Origin of the sequence: Shewanella sp. CG12_big_fil_rev_8_21_14_0_65_47_15 (assembly GCF_002783505.1) — a bacterium.
Lineage (GTDB): Bacteria > Pseudomonadota > Gammaproteobacteria > Enterobacterales > Shewanellaceae > Shewanella.
On the sequence record NZ_PFGL01000063.1, the window covers coordinates 70448 to 86507 of the forward strand.

At 46.7% G+C, this 16060-nt stretch carries 13 protein-coding genes; 3 read left to right on the plus strand and 10 right to left on the minus strand.

Translation table 11 applies throughout. The features are described 5' to 3' along the window. Window positions 1–188: 188 nt before the first annotated feature. The 8 genes from COW15_RS17045 to gltB form a co-directional block, all read right to left on the minus strand. Window positions 189–617, minus strand: a complete 429-nt coding sequence (locus tag COW15_RS17045; RefSeq protein ID WP_293634291.1) for a hypothetical protein — start codon at window positions 615–617, stop codon at window positions 189–191. A gap of 126 nt (window positions 618–743) precedes the next feature. Then, the gene (locus COW15_RS17050; RefSeq protein WP_293634293.1) at window positions 744–1235 is read right to left on the minus strand and encodes a nuclear transport factor 2 family protein; all 492 of its coding nucleotides are present in this window, start codon (window positions 1233–1235) and stop codon (window positions 744–746) included. A 1-nt stretch (window position 1236) separates the two neighbouring features. After that, window positions 1237–1863 carry a trimeric intracellular cation channel family protein gene (locus tag COW15_RS17055; protein ID WP_293634295.1) on the minus strand — a complete coding sequence of 209 codons (627 nt, stop codon included), beginning with the start codon at window positions 1861–1863 and terminating at the stop codon, window positions 1237–1239. Then, the gene (locus COW15_RS17060; protein WP_293634610.1) at window positions 1860–2237 is read right to left on the minus strand and encodes a DUF2721 domain-containing protein; all 378 of its coding nucleotides are present in this window, start codon (window positions 2235–2237) and stop codon (window positions 1860–1862) included. Before COW15_RS17060 ends, COW15_RS17055 begins: the two co-directional genes overlap by 4 nt. A 56-nt stretch (window positions 2238–2293) precedes the next feature. Continuing rightward, a complete protein-coding gene (locus COW15_RS17065) occupies window positions 2294–3283 on the minus strand; it encodes a cobalamin biosynthesis protein (RefSeq protein ID WP_293634297.1) in 990 nt (329 codons plus the stop codon). Window positions 3284–3305: 22 nt separating this feature from the next. After that, a complete protein-coding gene (locus tag COW15_RS17070; protein WP_293634299.1) occupies window positions 3306–4016 on the minus strand; it encodes a 5'-methylthioadenosine/adenosylhomocysteine nucleosidase in 711 nt (236 codons plus the stop codon). A 257-nt stretch (window positions 4017–4273) separates the two neighbouring features. Further along, window positions 4274–5680, minus strand: a complete 1407-nt coding sequence (locus COW15_RS17075; RefSeq protein ID WP_293634301.1) for an FAD-dependent oxidoreductase — start codon at window positions 5678–5680, stop codon at window positions 4274–4276. A gap of 6 nt (window positions 5681–5686) precedes the next feature. Next, entirely contained in the window at window positions 5687–10135 is a 4449-nt protein-coding gene (gltB, locus tag COW15_RS17080) for a glutamate synthase large subunit (RefSeq protein WP_293634303.1), read from the minus strand. Window positions 10136–10721: 586 nt separating this feature from the next. Between gltB and COW15_RS17085 the strand changes: the two genes are divergently transcribed. The 3 genes from COW15_RS17085 to oxyR all read left to right on the plus strand — a co-directional run bounded on the left by COW15_RS17085 (window position 10722) and on the right by oxyR (window position 13354). Then, the gene (locus COW15_RS17085; RefSeq protein WP_293634305.1) at window positions 10722–11645 is read left to right on the plus strand and encodes a TIGR01212 family radical SAM protein; all 924 of its coding nucleotides are present in this window, start codon (window positions 10722–10724) and stop codon (window positions 11643–11645) included. A gap of 188 nt (window positions 11646–11833) precedes the next feature. Further along, entirely contained in the window at window positions 11834–12199 is a 366-nt protein-coding gene (locus COW15_RS17090; protein ID WP_293634307.1) for an Hpt domain-containing protein, read from the plus strand. 243 nt (window positions 12200–12442) lie between these two features. Next, window positions 12443–13354: a hydrogen peroxide-inducible genes transcriptional activator OxyR gene (oxyR, locus tag COW15_RS17095; RefSeq protein WP_293634309.1), complete on the plus strand. Its 912-nt coding sequence runs from the start codon at window positions 12443–12445 to the stop codon at window positions 13352–13354. 98 nt (window positions 13355–13452) lie between these two features. Here oxyR and COW15_RS17100 read toward each other — a convergent pair whose 3' ends face one another. Continuing rightward, window positions 13453–14520: an adenylate/guanylate cyclase domain-containing protein gene (locus tag COW15_RS17100; protein WP_293634311.1), complete on the minus strand. Its 1068-nt coding sequence runs from the start codon at window positions 14518–14520 to the stop codon at window positions 13453–13455. Between the two features lie 122 nt (window positions 14521–14642). After that, window positions 14643–15314, minus strand: coding sequence for a DNA mismatch repair endonuclease MutH (mutH, locus tag COW15_RS17105; protein WP_293634313.1), 672 nt, complete (start codon window positions 15312–15314; stop codon window positions 14643–14645). Window positions 15315–16060: the final 746 nt, after the last annotated feature.

Genomic DNA, 16060 nt, shown 5'->3' on the forward strand with positions numbered 1-16060 from the left:
ACTTTAGTGTAAATGGCTTTAGTTTAAGTGACTTTGGTTTAAGTGACTTTAGTTCAGATGACAGTGGTTTAACTGACTCTAGTTCGACTTAAAATGTTTAAGTTATTGTTTGTTAATCGAAAGCAGTAAACCTAACAAAAAGAGCGCCTTAGGGCGCTCTTTGTTTTTAAGCTGTTTCCCCCACAAGATTAAGGCGCTGTGTTGGCTTCATGCTCGGCAATATTGCATCTGTCGGTGCCAAAATGTTGCCCGCCACTGCATTTCCACGCCAATTGCGCCGAACTTACCTGCCAAAGTTTAGCGTTTTGTTTCAGTGAGATAATCAATAGCATCTGTGGATGCTGCTTGGAGAGTTCACTCACCTGATAGGTCAAAATACTGTCTTTATTGGTTTGGGTTCGTACTAAAGTGAATTTATTACCTGCGTATTGGCTGCTGATTTTACTGGGATCTTTGGACCAAGCTTGCTGCTGCTCCTGGGCGATACGTAACTGCTGATTGAAATGACTTACTGGCTGAACGGCATAGGACACGATAATGGGCTGTAGGGCCTGTGCTTTGGGAGCCAGCATTAAGCCGTTAAGGGCGAGTAGGGCTATCAATCCAAAAAACTTCATACAAACCTCATTGAAACGGAGCGGCTTAGCCAGATCTGAGGCATTTGGCTCAGCAGTATTGACTCATTGGGGAGTTGGACTCGTTTTTAAGGCTCAAGTTTCAAAGCGGCGTAAATTTTGTGACTACTACTGCATCGCTAATTGGTCTGACATGGTCTGGTAATCAATAAGATCTACATGCTCTGTGACTCTGTGGTTACGCATATCGAGCTTAAGGCTGGTGACCCCTGGAATGGCGACATCAATAATTTTCCCGGGTTTGCCAAACTGTTCTCCGGGTCCCTTAAAGTGATAGTTACCAATCATTACCACGAGGGAGCCTGCGTTATACATATGTTCGATATTGAAATCATATTCGAGCACACCCTCGTGGGCGCGCTCGAGGAAGTCGATAATAAACCTGCCCCCCGTGTATTTACGATTGGCAGTCTTATCGAAGAAGACGGTATCACGGTTATAGAATTTGCCGAGTGTTTGATAGTCGTGCTCGGTTAGCGCGTCCATATATTTTACGGCTAACTGCTGTTCTTCTGGCATTTCCCCCGAGTTGGCGTGTGCAGACGGAGGATACAAGGCCGGAACAAAAATAAGACAGACTAAAAGACACAATATTCGCAAATTATTCCCTCTTGGTTTTGAGATCAAAGGCCGGCAACGACAAATGCCATTTGATAGCACTTAAGCGGATAATCAATGCACAGGTCATTGCCAGAAACAACGCCGTTTTTTCCCCCATACCGTAGTGCAAACTCACGGTATAGCCAATACCACCGATAATGGATGCGGTAGCATAGATTTCTGTGCGTAATACCATAGGGATTTGTCTACACAGTAAGTCTCGAATAATGCCTCCTCCCACGCCTGTGATCAAGCCCATCACGACGGCAATCATGCCACTTAATCCCATATTGAGGGCTTTTTCGGCGCCAATGACAGTAAATAACGCTAAACCTAGGGCGTCGGCTACGGGCAAAGTGTATTGCGGCACCTTGCGAGGCCGACGAACTAACAGTAAGCAAGCTAACACGGTTGCTAGTATGACTATGATGTAGTTGGGATCGCGGATCCAAAAAACGGGCGTAGCTCCGATTAGTGCATCACGGATACTGCCGCCGCCAATCGCCGTCACAGAGGCCAGTACTATGACTCCAAAGGGATCCATCCTGTGACGACCCGCAGCGAGTGCGCCCGATAAGGCAAAAACGGCTGTGCCACATAAATCAAAGAAATAGATCCAATGGTTCATTTACTCATCTCTTTGATATGAATGTTTAATGCATCTACAGAGATACGGATTTCGATAACCGATAAAATTAGCGAGTAGAGCAGCAGTAACAAACTGGCACCAAAGATCACTGAGCCGATTTTGTTAAAACCGATATAAATAAAAATCATGCACAGTACACACAGGGCAAAACTGGACACGCCCGCTTCCTGCATGCGCCGAATAATGGTAATGCGCTGACTCAGGTTTTTAATTTGATCTTTATGTACGGGTTTTTCACCACTGCTTAAGGTGCGGATTAATGCCGCTAGGGCAAAAAAGCGATTGGTATAAGCGAGTAGTAACAATGATATAGCTGGAAATAACAAGGCAGGAGTTGTTAATGAAACATGCATATTTTCGAGCACGATAGTCAGCCTTTAACTTCACGTTAAGATAATGCGGCATCATATCACAGGCTTTGTAACCAGCGTAAACTCGCCCAAAGCAATGGTAATAGGATGATAAAGCTAAACCAAATAGCACAGGCCCTAGAGGTGAGTTTCAGTGCCGGCGTTATGGTATCGCTTGTCGGCAGTGGGCCATGGCTGATCCGTGCGGTATCGATGCGTTGGCCTGCAAACTTTTGTGGCCCGCCAAGTTCAATTTTTAAAATACTGGCGACAAGGTTGATATTCAGTACATAGCCCCGTAGCGCAGGGTGATTCTTTGGGATATGAAAGAGCTTGGCTAAGGCACGAGGACCGCCTTGGATAGCTATCGAAAGACTCCAAAGCCAAGCTGGGATGGCGAGCAGTACAGTTGATAAACTGTGGGCTGTGCGGCAAAAGTGCTGATATTGCGGCTGTATCGGCGGCCAGCTGAGTTCCAATTGCTTAATCATACGTACCGCCAGCACCATAGGGGCACCGGCGATAGCAAAGAAGAAGATAGTCGAAGCCGTGCCGTAAATTGGCGCGGTAGCGAGCTTTTCAATAGTGGCTTTGGTTAATCCCACTTCCGATAGACTATCCGTATCGCGGACAACCCACGGCTGTAATAGCTTTTTTGCGCTGACATTATCCTGACGTTTGAGTGCTTTAGCAATTTCATCTGCAACTTGGCTAAAACCTGCGTCACCTAAGCATAGATAGAGGACTAAGAATTCAAAAAACCATGGGAATGCGGCGAGTTCGAGCAAAAAAGTGATGATGGCCCAAAATGGAAATACCAGCAACAGCATAGCTAAAAAGCCCGCCGTCGCCTGTTGACTCGGTGAGCGCTCAGGGCGATTAACTTTGGCTGCGAGTTGTTTGGCTAAATGGCTAAACCAAATGAGTGGCTGCATTTCCCGGGGCAGGGGCGCTAGGCGCGCCAGCAGTAGGGCGAAGAAAAGTACCAAAAAGCCCTCAAACAAAGCCCCATCAATTTCGATAAGTTGTTGATAAAAAGAACTGTGCATTTGGTACTTTCCGCTGAGATGGTTAGTTTACTGAGCTGGGCTGTAATTGCTCGAGCAATAACATCACCATCAGTGCCGAATGGTAACCGGCTTTAACAAGGTAAGAATCAAAATCAACTGGTGAATCATTGTTGGCATTATCAGAGAGGGAGCGGATCACGACAAATGGCACGCCAAACTGATGGCAAACTTGAGCGATGGCAGCGCCTTCCATTTCACAGGCGGCCATCATCGGGAAGTTTTTCAGCATGGTTTGGGTGCGAACAGGATCGCAAATAAAGCTATCACCAGTACAGATCAAACCTTCAATCGCTTTGACTTCACCTAGCTGGGCAATGGCTTTGTTGGCCGCGTCGACCAGATAGGGCGCAGGGATAAACGCGGCAGGTTGCTGCGCCATTTGGCCAATTTCATAACCGAATGCCGTGACATCCACATCGTGGTGGCGTACTTCCGATGAAATCACAATATCACCAATAGCAAGGCTATCGACAAATCCACCGGCAGAACCTGTGTTGATCACCGCATCCGGCGCATATTTCTCAATCAGTAGGGTGGTGGCGATACTGGCGGCAACTTTTCCTATGCCAGAGCGAGTCACTACTACGTCTTTGCCTGCGAGGGTTCCAGCAATAAATTCAATACCAGCAATCGTTTGCGATGAGGCGTTTGTCATAGCCGCAATAAGATGGGCAACTTCTGGCTCCATTGCGCCAATAATACCAATTTTCATGGGAGACCTTTTTTGATTCCACTTCAGATGTGGGACGACGGAATGGCGGCTAATATACCACAGTTATGCTTTGGCGTTATTGTGGGATTGCGATTGCTTGATAGGGATAATGTTAAACGGGGTATAGGTAAAAAAATGCACACCCTAAGGTGCGCGCTTTTTATCCATTTTTTGCGATAAGTTACAAGCAAATGGTTCGGACTCGTATGCACGAGTCCGGGGTCCTCAGTTACAGGGAGAAAACAAAAAACAGCTAATTAATCTAGGTAGTTAAGAATACCTTGGGCGGCATCGCGACCTTCGGCAATGGCAGTTACTACTAAGTCTGAACCGCGCACCATATCACCACCGGCAAATACTTTCGGATTAGTGGTTTGGAATGGGTTTTCATCTAACTTACTCGCTTTAACTCGGCCCCATTGATCGAGCTCGATACCATGCTCGGCAAACCAAGGTGCTGGGCTAGGTTGGAAACCGAAGGCGATAATAATCACATCGGCTTCGAGCAACTGTTCGCTACCGGCAATCGCTTCGGCGCGTTGACGACCACTTGCATCGGCTTTGCCCATGGCGGTTTCGACGCATTCAATGCCAACTACTTTGCCATCTTGGGTTTTAATCGCCACAGGTTGACGGTTAAACAGGAAGTTAACGCCTTCTTCCCGCGCATTTTGCACTTCACGGCGTGAGCCCGGCATATTGGCCTCGTCACGGCGGTAAGCACAGACTACGCTGCTGGCACCTTGTCTAACGGCTGTGCGCACGCAATCCATCGCGGTATCACCACCGCCTAATACCACCACACGTTTACCTTCAAGGTTCAGGTAGGGCGTTTGTGCATCTTGCGTGCCCATTAAATGGTGGGTATTGCCAATCAAATAGGGTAGCGCTTGGTATACCCCTTGGGCATCTTCACCCTCAAGGCCTGCTTTCATCGCGGTATAGGTGCCCATACCGAGGAAGACGGCATCGTATTCTTCGAGCAGTTTAGTAAATGGGATGTCCTTACCCACAGTAACACCCAGTTTGAACTCAATGCCCATGCCTTCTAATACACTGCGACGGGTCGCCATGACGTTTTTGTCGAGTTTAAAAGACGGAATACCATAGGTCAGTAAGCCACCAATTTGAGGATATTTATCAAAGACTACTGCTTTTACTCCATTACGGGCGAGTATATCCGCGCAGCCGAGGCCAGCAGGACCCGCACCAACAATTGCCACTCGTTCAGCGCGCGGCGTGACCTTACTCATATCTGGGCGCCAGCCTTGGGCGATAGCGGTATCGGTAATGTATTTTTCCACATTACCAATAGTCACGGCACCAAAGTCATCGTTTAAGGTACAAGCACCTTCGCAGAGCCTGTCCTGTGGACAAACACGGCCGCAGATCTCTGGCAGGGTGTTGGTCTCATGCACTAAGTCCGCCGCTTCCATGATGCGGCCCTGCTGGGCCAGCTTCAGCCAGTTAGGAATATAATTGTGCAGTGGACATTTCCACTCACAATAAGGGTTGCCGCAATCTAAACAGCGATCCGCTTGTTCTGCCACTTGAGGCTGAGCAAAAGGCTGATAAATCTCAATAAACTGAGTCGCACGCTTTGCCGCAGGGTGTTTAGTGGGGTCTTTGCGACCCACTTCAATAAATTGAAAATCGTTACTCATGCGCCATTACCCCGCTTTTACGACTAATTCTGGGTTTGATTGCTCTAGTTTGAGCAGATCGGCAACCGCAATATTTTTAGGTTTAACTAATACAAAGCAATCCAACCAGTTACCAAAATCACTTAGGATCATCTTGGCATGCTCACTGCCCGTTTCGGCCACATGGGCCTCAATTAAGCCTTTTAAATGTTGTTGATGGATCGGTGATTCCAGCTTTTGAGTATCGACAAGCTCAGTGTTGACTCGGCGGTTAAAACGACCGAATTGGTCGAACACATAGGCAAAGCCGCCCGTCATGCCTGCGCCGAAGTTCACCCCAGTTTTACCAAGCACGACCACAATACCGCTAGTCATATATTCACAGCCGTTATCACCGAGCCCTTCGACCACGGCAATCGCCCCCGAATTGCGCACCGCAAAACGCTCACCCGCTTGACCCGCAGCGAAGAACTTGCCGCCTGTCGCGCCATAGAGACAAGTGTTACCGACGATGGCGCTGCGCTCGCTCTGGAATGGACTGCCCAGTGGTGGGTAAATCACAATCTTACCGCCAGACATGCCTTTACCGACATAATCGTTAGCATCACCGCAGAGTTTTAACTCAAGTCCTGGGCTGTTCCACACGCCAAAACTTTGGCCAGCACTGCCGTTAAAGCTCAGTTTGACCGGCGCTTTGGTGCCTTTAACACCGAGCGTGCTTGCGATATAGCCCGACAGTCTTGCTCCCACTGAGCGGTCGGTGTTGTTGATACTGTAAGCGGCATCGAAAGATTCGCCCTTATCGACCGCACTTTGACACTCGTTGAGCAGATGTTGATTGAGTAGCCCTAAATCTGCGGGCGGATTGGTTTCTTGCCAGGTACGCGATGTGCTGGCTTTGACCTTAGGCTGATACAGGATCGGCGCTAAATCGAGCCCGCGTTGCTTCTCTGTTTGGCCTTCTAAGGTATGTAGCCACTCACTGCGGCCGACGAGGTCTTCAAACTTATTTACCCCTAAGGTCGCCATCCATTCACGCACTTCCTCGGCAACAAACTCAAAGTAAGTCATCACTCGCTCTGGCAGGCCGTGGTAATGATTGTCGCGCAGATTTTTATCCTGAGTTGCCACGCCAGTCGCACAGTTGTTTAAGTGGCAGATACGCAGGTACTTACAGCCTAAGGCAATCATAGGCACAGTACCAAAACCAAAGCTTTCGGCGCCTAACAACGCAGCTTTAATCACATCGGTACCGGTTTTTAAACCGCCATCGACCTGCAGGCGAATTTTATGGCGTAGACCATTTTCTACTAGGGATTGATGCACTTCGGCTAAACCTAGCTCCCAAGGGCTGCCCGCATACTTCACTGAGGTGATTGGGCTGGCACCTGTGCCACCATCGTAGCCTGAAATAGTAATCATATCCGCGTAGGCTTTGGCTACGCCCGTGGCGATAGTGCCTACACCGGGTTCTGACACTAGCTTCACAGAGATCAGTGCTTTAGTGTTGATTTGCTTCAAGTCGAAAATCAGCTGAGCTAAATCTTCGATAGAATAAATATCGTGGTGTGGTGGCGGTGAAATCAAGGTCACACCAGGACGCGCGTGGCGCAGGCCGGCGATTTCAACGCTCACTTTATGGCCGGGTAACTGGCCACCTTCACCGGGTTTTGCCCCTTGGGCGACTTTAATCTGCAACACATCGGCGTTGACTAAGTAGTGTGCCGTAACGCCAAAGCGCGCCGAGGCAATCTGCTTAATCGCCGAGTTACGCTCGGTATTAAAGCGGCGAGCATCCTCACCGCCTTCACCCGAGTTAGAGCGGCCGCCTAAGCGATTCATCGCGATGGCTAATGCCTCATGGGCTTCAGGGCTTAAGGCGCCGATACTCATGGCTGCGCTGTCAAAACGTGAATATAGATTTGCTGCCGCTTCTACATTGGTGATGTCAATCGAGGTTTGAGCACCTTTAATACCGATTAAGTCGCGCAGTGTGGCAATAGGGCGATTGTCGACTAACTCGGCAAACTTTTTATAGGTAGCGAAGTCTTTGTCTTTCAATGACGCCTGCAAGGTGTTGACCACATCTGGGTTAAAGCAGTGATACTCACCGCCTTCAACGTATTTCAGCAGGCCACCTTGCGGCAATGGCACATGGGCACGGTAGGCCGCTTTATGCAATAACGCTTGATCTTGGGCTATTTCGGCAAAGCTTGCACCTTCGATGCGGCTGATGACACCCTTAAAGCACAGTTCAATCACATCACTGGCTATGCCTATGGCTTCAAATTGCTGGCTACAGCGGTAAGAACCCACAGTGCTGATGCCCATTTTAGACATGATCTTACGCAGGCCTTTTTCGATGCCGTAACGGAAGTTCAGCATCAGTGCCGTGGTGTCTGTTAACTGGTGACGCTTCGCCAGTTCAGAAATTGATTCATACACTAAATATGGATAAATCGCCGTGGCACCAAAGCCGAGCAGGACGGCAAAATGATGCGGATCCCGCGCCGATGCGGTTTCAACAATGATGTTGGTGTCGCAGCGCAGGCTCTTATTCACCAGCATTTGTTGCACAGCGCCCACCGCCATTGCCGCAGGGATCACTTGCGCCGTTTTACCTATGGCTCTGTCCGAGAGGATAAGCAAAGTGGTACCGCTACGGGCCAAACGTTCGGCTTCTGAGGTGATGCGACGAATGGCGTTTTCGAGCCCTTCCTGTGGATCATAATTTAAATCGACGATATTGGCGCGATAGTAAGTGCTATCTAGGCCAAGTAACTGATTAAAATCACTGAATAATAAAATTGGCGAGTTGAACATCACGCGATAAGCGTGCCCTGTGGTTTCATTAAACAGGTTCTGCTCGCGGCCGATACAGGTCGCCAACGACATGACATGTTTTTCACGTAATGGGTCGATGGGCGGGTTAGTGACCTGGGCAAATTTCTGCCTGAAATAGTCGTAGAGTGAGCGAGATTTTTTCGACAGCACGGCCATCGGGGTATCATCGCCCATGGAGCCCGTGGCCTCTTCACCCTGTTTAGCGAGAACCCAGATAACCTGCTCTAATTCTTCGCGGGTATAGCCAAATTGCTTTTGATATTGCAGCAATTGCTCGTTGCTCAGTTCACTGGCACCGTGTTGCTCTGTGGTGAGTTGCTCCGCTGGGATCAAGGTTCGGCTGTTTTTCGCCATCCATTCTTTATAGGGGTGGCGACGTTTCAAGTCGTTATCAATTTCAAAGGATTGGTACAGGCGGCCGTTTAAGGTATCGAGTACCAGTAACTCACCCGGTCCAACGCGGCCTTTTTCAATCACCTCATCGGCGGCGTAATCCCAAATACCGACTTCGGAGGCGAGGGTTAAAATACGGTCTTTAGTGATCACATAACGCGATGGACGCAGACCGTTACGGTCAACGGCGCAGGCGGCATGGCGACCGTTGGTCATCACAATACCTGCCGGACCATCCCAAGGTTCCATGTGCATAGAGTTAAAGTCGTAGAAGGCTTTTAATTCGTCATCCATTTCTGGATTACTTTGCCAAGCAGGCGGGATCAATAACCGCATGGCACGGTATAAGTCCATGCCACCGGATAACAGCATTTCCAGCATGTTATCTAAGGATGAAGAGTCTGAGCCTGTTTCATTCACAAAGGGCGCGGCCTGCTGCAAATCAGGCAGTAGCGGTGAATTAAACTTATAGGCACGGGCACGGGCCCATTGACGGTTACCGGTAATAGTATTGATTTCGCCGTTATGGGCTAAATATCTAAAGGGCTGAGCTAATGGCCATTTAGGAGAAGTATTGGTTGAGAAACGTTGATGGAATAGGCAGATAGAGCTTTTTAAGCGAATGTCCGCGAGATCGGGATAAAACGCGGGTAAGTCTACAGGCATCATCAGGCCTTTATAGACGATAACCTGGCCTGACAAACTCGCGACATAGAAGTCCTTGTCGTCGATGATTTGCTGCTCTAAGCGGCGACGCGCCATATAAAGGCGGCGTTCCAAGTCTTTTTCACGCCAGCCAATGGGGGCATTGATCAGTACTTGGTAGATTTGTGGCAGGCTGGACTTACCGATTTCGCCTAACACATCGGGATTGACGGGGACCTTACGCCAACCCGCAATACTTAAGGTTTCACGCTCGAGTTCGCGCTCAAGGATAAACTTAGCTTGGTCGGCCAGTTCATCATCTTGACTTAAAAACAGCATACCCACGGCAAACTTGCGGCTTAAATGCCAATCATTTTCCGAGGCGATCGCTTCAAAAAACTGTACGGGCAGTTGCATCAATAAACCACAACCATCACCGGTGCGACCGTCGGAGGCGATACCGCCACGGTGCTTCATGCGATCGAGGCCATGGATAGCCGTGCGCACGATACGATGGCTGGCTTCGCCATCCATTTGTGCTATCAACCCAAAACCACAATTGTCCCGCTCAAAACTGGGATGATATAAGCTCATACAAAAACCTCCCTAGACCTCAACTAATTACTACTCGGGGAGAAATGTAAAGACTTTCTATAGATATGCACCCGAACCACCCAAATTAGCCTGAGATTCACTAAAGGTCAAACCAAAAATTTGCATAAAATATGGGTATTAATTCATGTTTTATACACAAATCACAATCAGCTTACGTTGACGTTAACTGATGAAAGCGCTGTATAACATTATGAATAAAAAGAATTTTAAAAATAACAACACTGCAGATTTACCAAAGTGTAACATTGTGGCTGATTGTTTTTGATTTAGAAATAGTGATTTTTATTGCAAATACAGTGAGAGTATAAAAATTTAAAATAAGTGAATTGTTATTCTTTTTAAGCGTGCACTAAATCACAAAGTGTAAATGAAATGGGAACTGTGGCTCGAATTATTGCTAGCCGCGCTGACTATTGAGGAGGAATTTGACCTGTCGCTAAAAAATCGAGGTCAGCTTTGTTTATAATAGGTTTTTTATTTTGTTTACCCCGCTTTTTTGTTTGCAATTTGCGGTTTTATCTTGGTTATTTTAAATGAAACGATATGAAATTCGGTGGGTGCCGTAATGGGGCTCGATGCATATGTCAACACATTCGGCGCCGTATGTAAGGCTAAATATGGAGAGAGATTACGTAAGTTAACTATCGATGCCCAATTCACTTGCCCTAATCGGGATGGCACCCTTGGGCGTGGAGGGTGCACTTTTTGCAATGTCGCTTCTTTTAGTCATCAGCAAGCGGAAACGTTCAGCATCAGTGAGCAGTTAGAACAGGGGAAAGCCCGTTATAAAGAGGCGAAACCTAAACTGAATGCTGATAAATTTATCGCGTATTTTCAGGCTTATACGAGCACCTATGGCGAGTACCAAGTGCTTATGGATAAGTATGATGAGGCGGTGAGAGACAGTGACATTGTTGGCCTGTGTGTCGGCACGCGACCCGACTGTGTGCCCGATGAAGTGCTTGATTTACTCGTAAACTATCAAGAAAAAGGCACCGATGTTTGGTTGGAATTAGGGTTACAAACGGCTAATGATAAAACATTACGCAAGATCAATCGTGGCCATGATTTTGCCTGTTATTGTGAAACTGTGGCTAGGGCGAGAGTTCGCGGTCTTAAGGTATGCACTCATCTTATCCTTGGTCTGCCAGATGAAACCCATGATGATGTGATGAGCACACTAAAAGCCGTGTTGAAACAAGGTGTTGATGGGCTTAAATTGCATCCTCTCCATATTGTCGAAGGGAGTACTATGGCCAAAGCTTGGCGAAGCGGGCGTTTGCCGCTGCTGACGATAGAAGAGTACGCCGCGAGCGTTGGCGAACTTATCCGACATACTCCAAAGGATGTCATTTTTCATCGCGTCACTGCCTATGCGAAAAAACCTATGCTATTAGCACCAGATTGGTGCGCCTATCGCTGGAATGGTTTAGTCGCGATTGTGGATAATTTGCAGCGTTTTGGTGGACAAGGGGATGCACTAGAGTGACTATGATAGTCACAGCATTTTGCTATGAATGCGACAAATTGACAGTATTTACTTATTTAAATGGTTGATTTTCTGTTAAGTTAAAGGCTTATTGGACAACAAATGCCGCTATAAGTTGCACAGACAATTTTAGTGGGTATCATGTCATAAACTCGTTTTAAGCATTGGACTACTTAAGGGGGGCCTAGATGGCCACAGTTGAATTAGAAGCAATCCTAGACCTCAATACTCTGGAACAGTACTGCAGCGCCATTGGCGCGGGAACATTACTTAAGAGTGTGGTGTTATTTGAGCAATTAATGCCTGAATATGTGGGGAACCTAGTAAAGGCTAACGATGCTGCAGACAAAGAGACCCTGTGCTCCGAAGCCCATAAATTTAAAGGGGCTGCGGGATCCGTTGGTTTAAAACGTATTCAACAGATTGCTCAGTTACTGCAACACGGTGAAGAAGCGCGTTGGGATGCAGAACATGGATCTTGGGTCGCTGAGATCGTCGAACATGCGAGTGCGGACCTACAGCAGTTAAAGCTCTTCCTACAGGCTAAGGCCTAAATCCTTCGCTTGATCTCCATTGGCGCAGTCATGCTGAGTTAAGCTGCGCCAATTCATCTGTTTATTTTTTCTCCAAAACAGGCTTTTTTTCTGCAATATTATGGGTGATCCCAGCCTTCATCTGCGAATGATGGAATATCGATTCTGCTCACAGTCTTGATAACTAATGCCAGCTTATTGTTGCTAACTTATGGTAGAGTATATTTAATTTTCTAATCCATAACCTTAATGGCAATCGATAAAATGAAAAGCTTACCTAGCCTGAAAAATTTATTTTATTTGGTCAATCTCCATCAAGAACAAAACTTTAATCGCGCTGCCAAGGTGTGTTTTGTCAGTCAATCAACCTTGTCCAGTGGCATTCAAAATTTAGAGGAGCAGCTTGGACACCAGTTGATTGAGCGGGATCATAAGTCCTTTATGTTTACCGCCATTGGCGAGGAGGTCGTTCAGCGCTCCCGTAAAATTCTCACCGATGTGGATGACTTGGTCGAACTGGTTAAGAACCAGGGCGAGCCTATGACGGGAGATATACGCTTAGGTTGTATTCCCACCATAGCCCCGTTTTTATTGAGTCGCGTTGTGCGCCAATGCCAACAGGCTTACCCGGCGATGAGTCTATTGCTAAAGGAAGATACCACTGAGCGTTTATTGGATGCATTAGGCAAAGGGGAGTTGGATTTATTGATCTTGGCGTTACCCGTAGATACCAGTGGCTATCACAGCATGAAGGTGGGAATCGATCCCTTTAAAATGGTGATCCATAAAGATCTCGCGAGTGGTATTCATCAGCCCATTGATTATCAAGCTTTACCGGACGAGAGTATATTTCTATTACAGAGTGAGCATTGCATTACGGGCCATGCGATTACCGCTTGCCAACTGGGTGATAGTGCTAAGGTGAATCCCTTTGCGGCGACGAGTCTGCACACCTTAGTACAAATGGTGAACAGTAAACTCGGAACGACTTTCTTACCGCAAATGGCCATAGATGCGGGGATATTAAATGACACCGATTTGGTGGTGATGACGCCACCGGGTGAAGCGCCATACCGTGATATCGGTTTAGTCTGGCGGCAAACGACCAGTCGTATTTTAACCTTCCGTACTTTAGGCTTAATGATCCAAAAGTTACTGACTAAAGATACGCAATGATTCTATAGTCAAACCGCTTCAAGATGCGAAAGCTCACCACTTGAAGTTCCTATTGAAGTCGTTTGCGACCAAAAAGGTTAGAATGGCGAGCGGATAACTTAAAGAGGGGAAACGCCAAACACTTCAATCGAGTGTTGTTTTCCTTTGAGTTTGACGGGCCCTAAATGGGATAGGCGATACTCGCTATTCGGATTATCTAAGCGTCCTGCCAATGCCCCTGAAATCAACATACGTTGCCCCAGGGGATTACACTGATCCTGCAGTCTCGCTAAGGTGTTGAGTACATCGCTAAAGAAGCTAATTTCTTGTTTTTGCACGCCGACGACAGCTGCTACCACTTGGCCACAATGGGCCGCCGCTTTAAATTTTGGTACAAAACCATAATGCTCTTCAAAGTAGCGGCGTTGCCAACTTAGTTGCTGGCTAAATTCAAAATAAATATTCATGCAGCGGTCGTGCACAATTCCTTCTTCTAATGGCCAATGGATAAGCACTGCATCGCCCATATAACGATAAATTTCGGCTTCGTTGTTCGTTACCGTCTCCGATAGTAGGCTAAAACTGTCTTGAATTAAGCGACTAAAGCGATAATCCCCGAGAGATTCCGCGTGTGTGGTTGAGGCAACCATATCTAAATAAAGGAATAAACGCTGTTCATAGCGGGGTTTGTGGTATTTACCCAATCCAATATTGAGCAAAATACGTGGCCCCACAAGGAGTGCCATTTGTTCGACGAAGGCTAGACTCACACGCACAACGACTAAATATACAATCAAAGCTTGAAACGAAGGGCTGTACAGTATGTGTGCCGTGAGCATTTGTCTTAAGGTGGACATATGATTTTCAATGGCCCACATATTTAAGAACTGGGTCATGTAGGCTAAGGTTGTTGCGCCGAGTAATAGGAATAAACCTTTAAAAATCACTGAGAAGATATAAGGAAGGCGATTGATGGCACTAAAATCGGTGATCAGATTCGACATCCAATGTAGGCTGCCAAAAATGATGCCCATATAAATGGCAAGGGTGGCGAGATCGGCCGAGCCTACCGCCCATTGGGGCAGCTCGGGTGATTGTGCATATCGAAAAAACACGAAAGCAGCCATGGCAATCGCCCAAGCTAATATCGCAAAAAGAAGTTTTTTCGCTTGTCTACGTGTTCTCACTACTCGCTTTTTATCCGAATACGACCATTACTTCAGGATGCCGTAGTTTATAGAAAATCATCACTAAAGTACCAGTGATATTTGTGATCTGGATCAATACAAGTCCATATTGCTACGAAAATTTAACCAAACACTTTATTTAGTATCATTGCTGTAAAGGCTGTTTTTAAATAGAAGCCACGGGGATTGGTCATTTTAAGGCTGCCATCCTCGGCAATACTTTGGGTCTGTGCCTTACTATTGGCCGCTTTAGGGCGCAGTTGTAATACTTCACCGTGACGGGCGGTGAGCTTCTCAACCTGGCCTAGGGCGATAAGTTCCATGATTTCTTCCCAATCCTGTTGTAATAGATATAGCTCCTGCGGATCGGGCTCCCACAGGATCGGTGTCCCTATCCGCCGCTCACCAACAGGGATTTGCCGCTCTCCCTCTACGGGAACCCAGAGTACCCGTTGCAGCTTGTGGCACACTAAACTGCTTTGCCAAGTGAGTCCTTCAATATTGATTAGCGGGGCGACACATACATAAGTCGTTTCGAGGGGTTTTCCCTGCGCATCGATAGGAATCGTCTTAAGCTCAACGCCTAAATGTAAAAAATCCTGTTCCGGCTTTGAACCCGCAGTTGCCCCTAACTCCATTTCAACTAATTGACCGACCCAGCCTTTATCACGTTTAAGATCCTTGGGGACGGGAATGCCCCTCTGAGCCGCAATTTGGGCCAAGCTAATGCCCGCCAGCATATGGGCGCGTTCGAGTAATTCGGTAAGATTCTGGGGAGGAATTATGGGTTTCATAGGTGGAATTTTACTGAAAAATAAGCGCTTAGCAACAGAGGTTAAAAAATGAACTGCACAGTTGATATCTATGCTTTAGTCGGTGGCTAAGTATAACCTTATGATTTAGCTGATGATATAAGGTTGATTTTCATCATTTGATAAAAGTGTTCAGAGTTACTCTCGGTTTTCCCTTGCGTTCCCCACATAGTTATCCACAGATATTATGGATAACTCCTGAAAACTGCCTCTTTAACCCAATAGAAAATGCAAGTCAATGGCAAAAATCGTCCTTAGTCTACCTAATTGTGAGCAAATTTTTGTATGTTCTGTGTATAACATTGGCACTGATTTAAGAAATGATCACCATAGACGCCATGGGTTAAAAAATGACCTTTAATGATGTTTTGTGCATTAAGTTGTAAATGAATTTGCCTATGCTATTGAATTTATTTTGTATTAATCTTTTTGGGTAAAAGAGGTAAACTGCACTTAACAGATGTTTTTTGAACGATCTAACAAGTTTACGGGAGTTTCAAACAGAGATATCCACAGAAAATGTGGATATTCCCCATTTACCTGACCTTGCTTTGTTGATAAATACGAGTAGGCGGTTTATTTATCCAAAACTCGGCTTAAAATAGAGGTTTGCTGAGAGACAAGCTTTATGAAACAATCAGTTTATTAAAATTTATCCTTATACGGAGTCCATGTGATTGATAGCGACGGCTTTCGCGCAAATGTGGGCATAATAATTTGTAACAGAT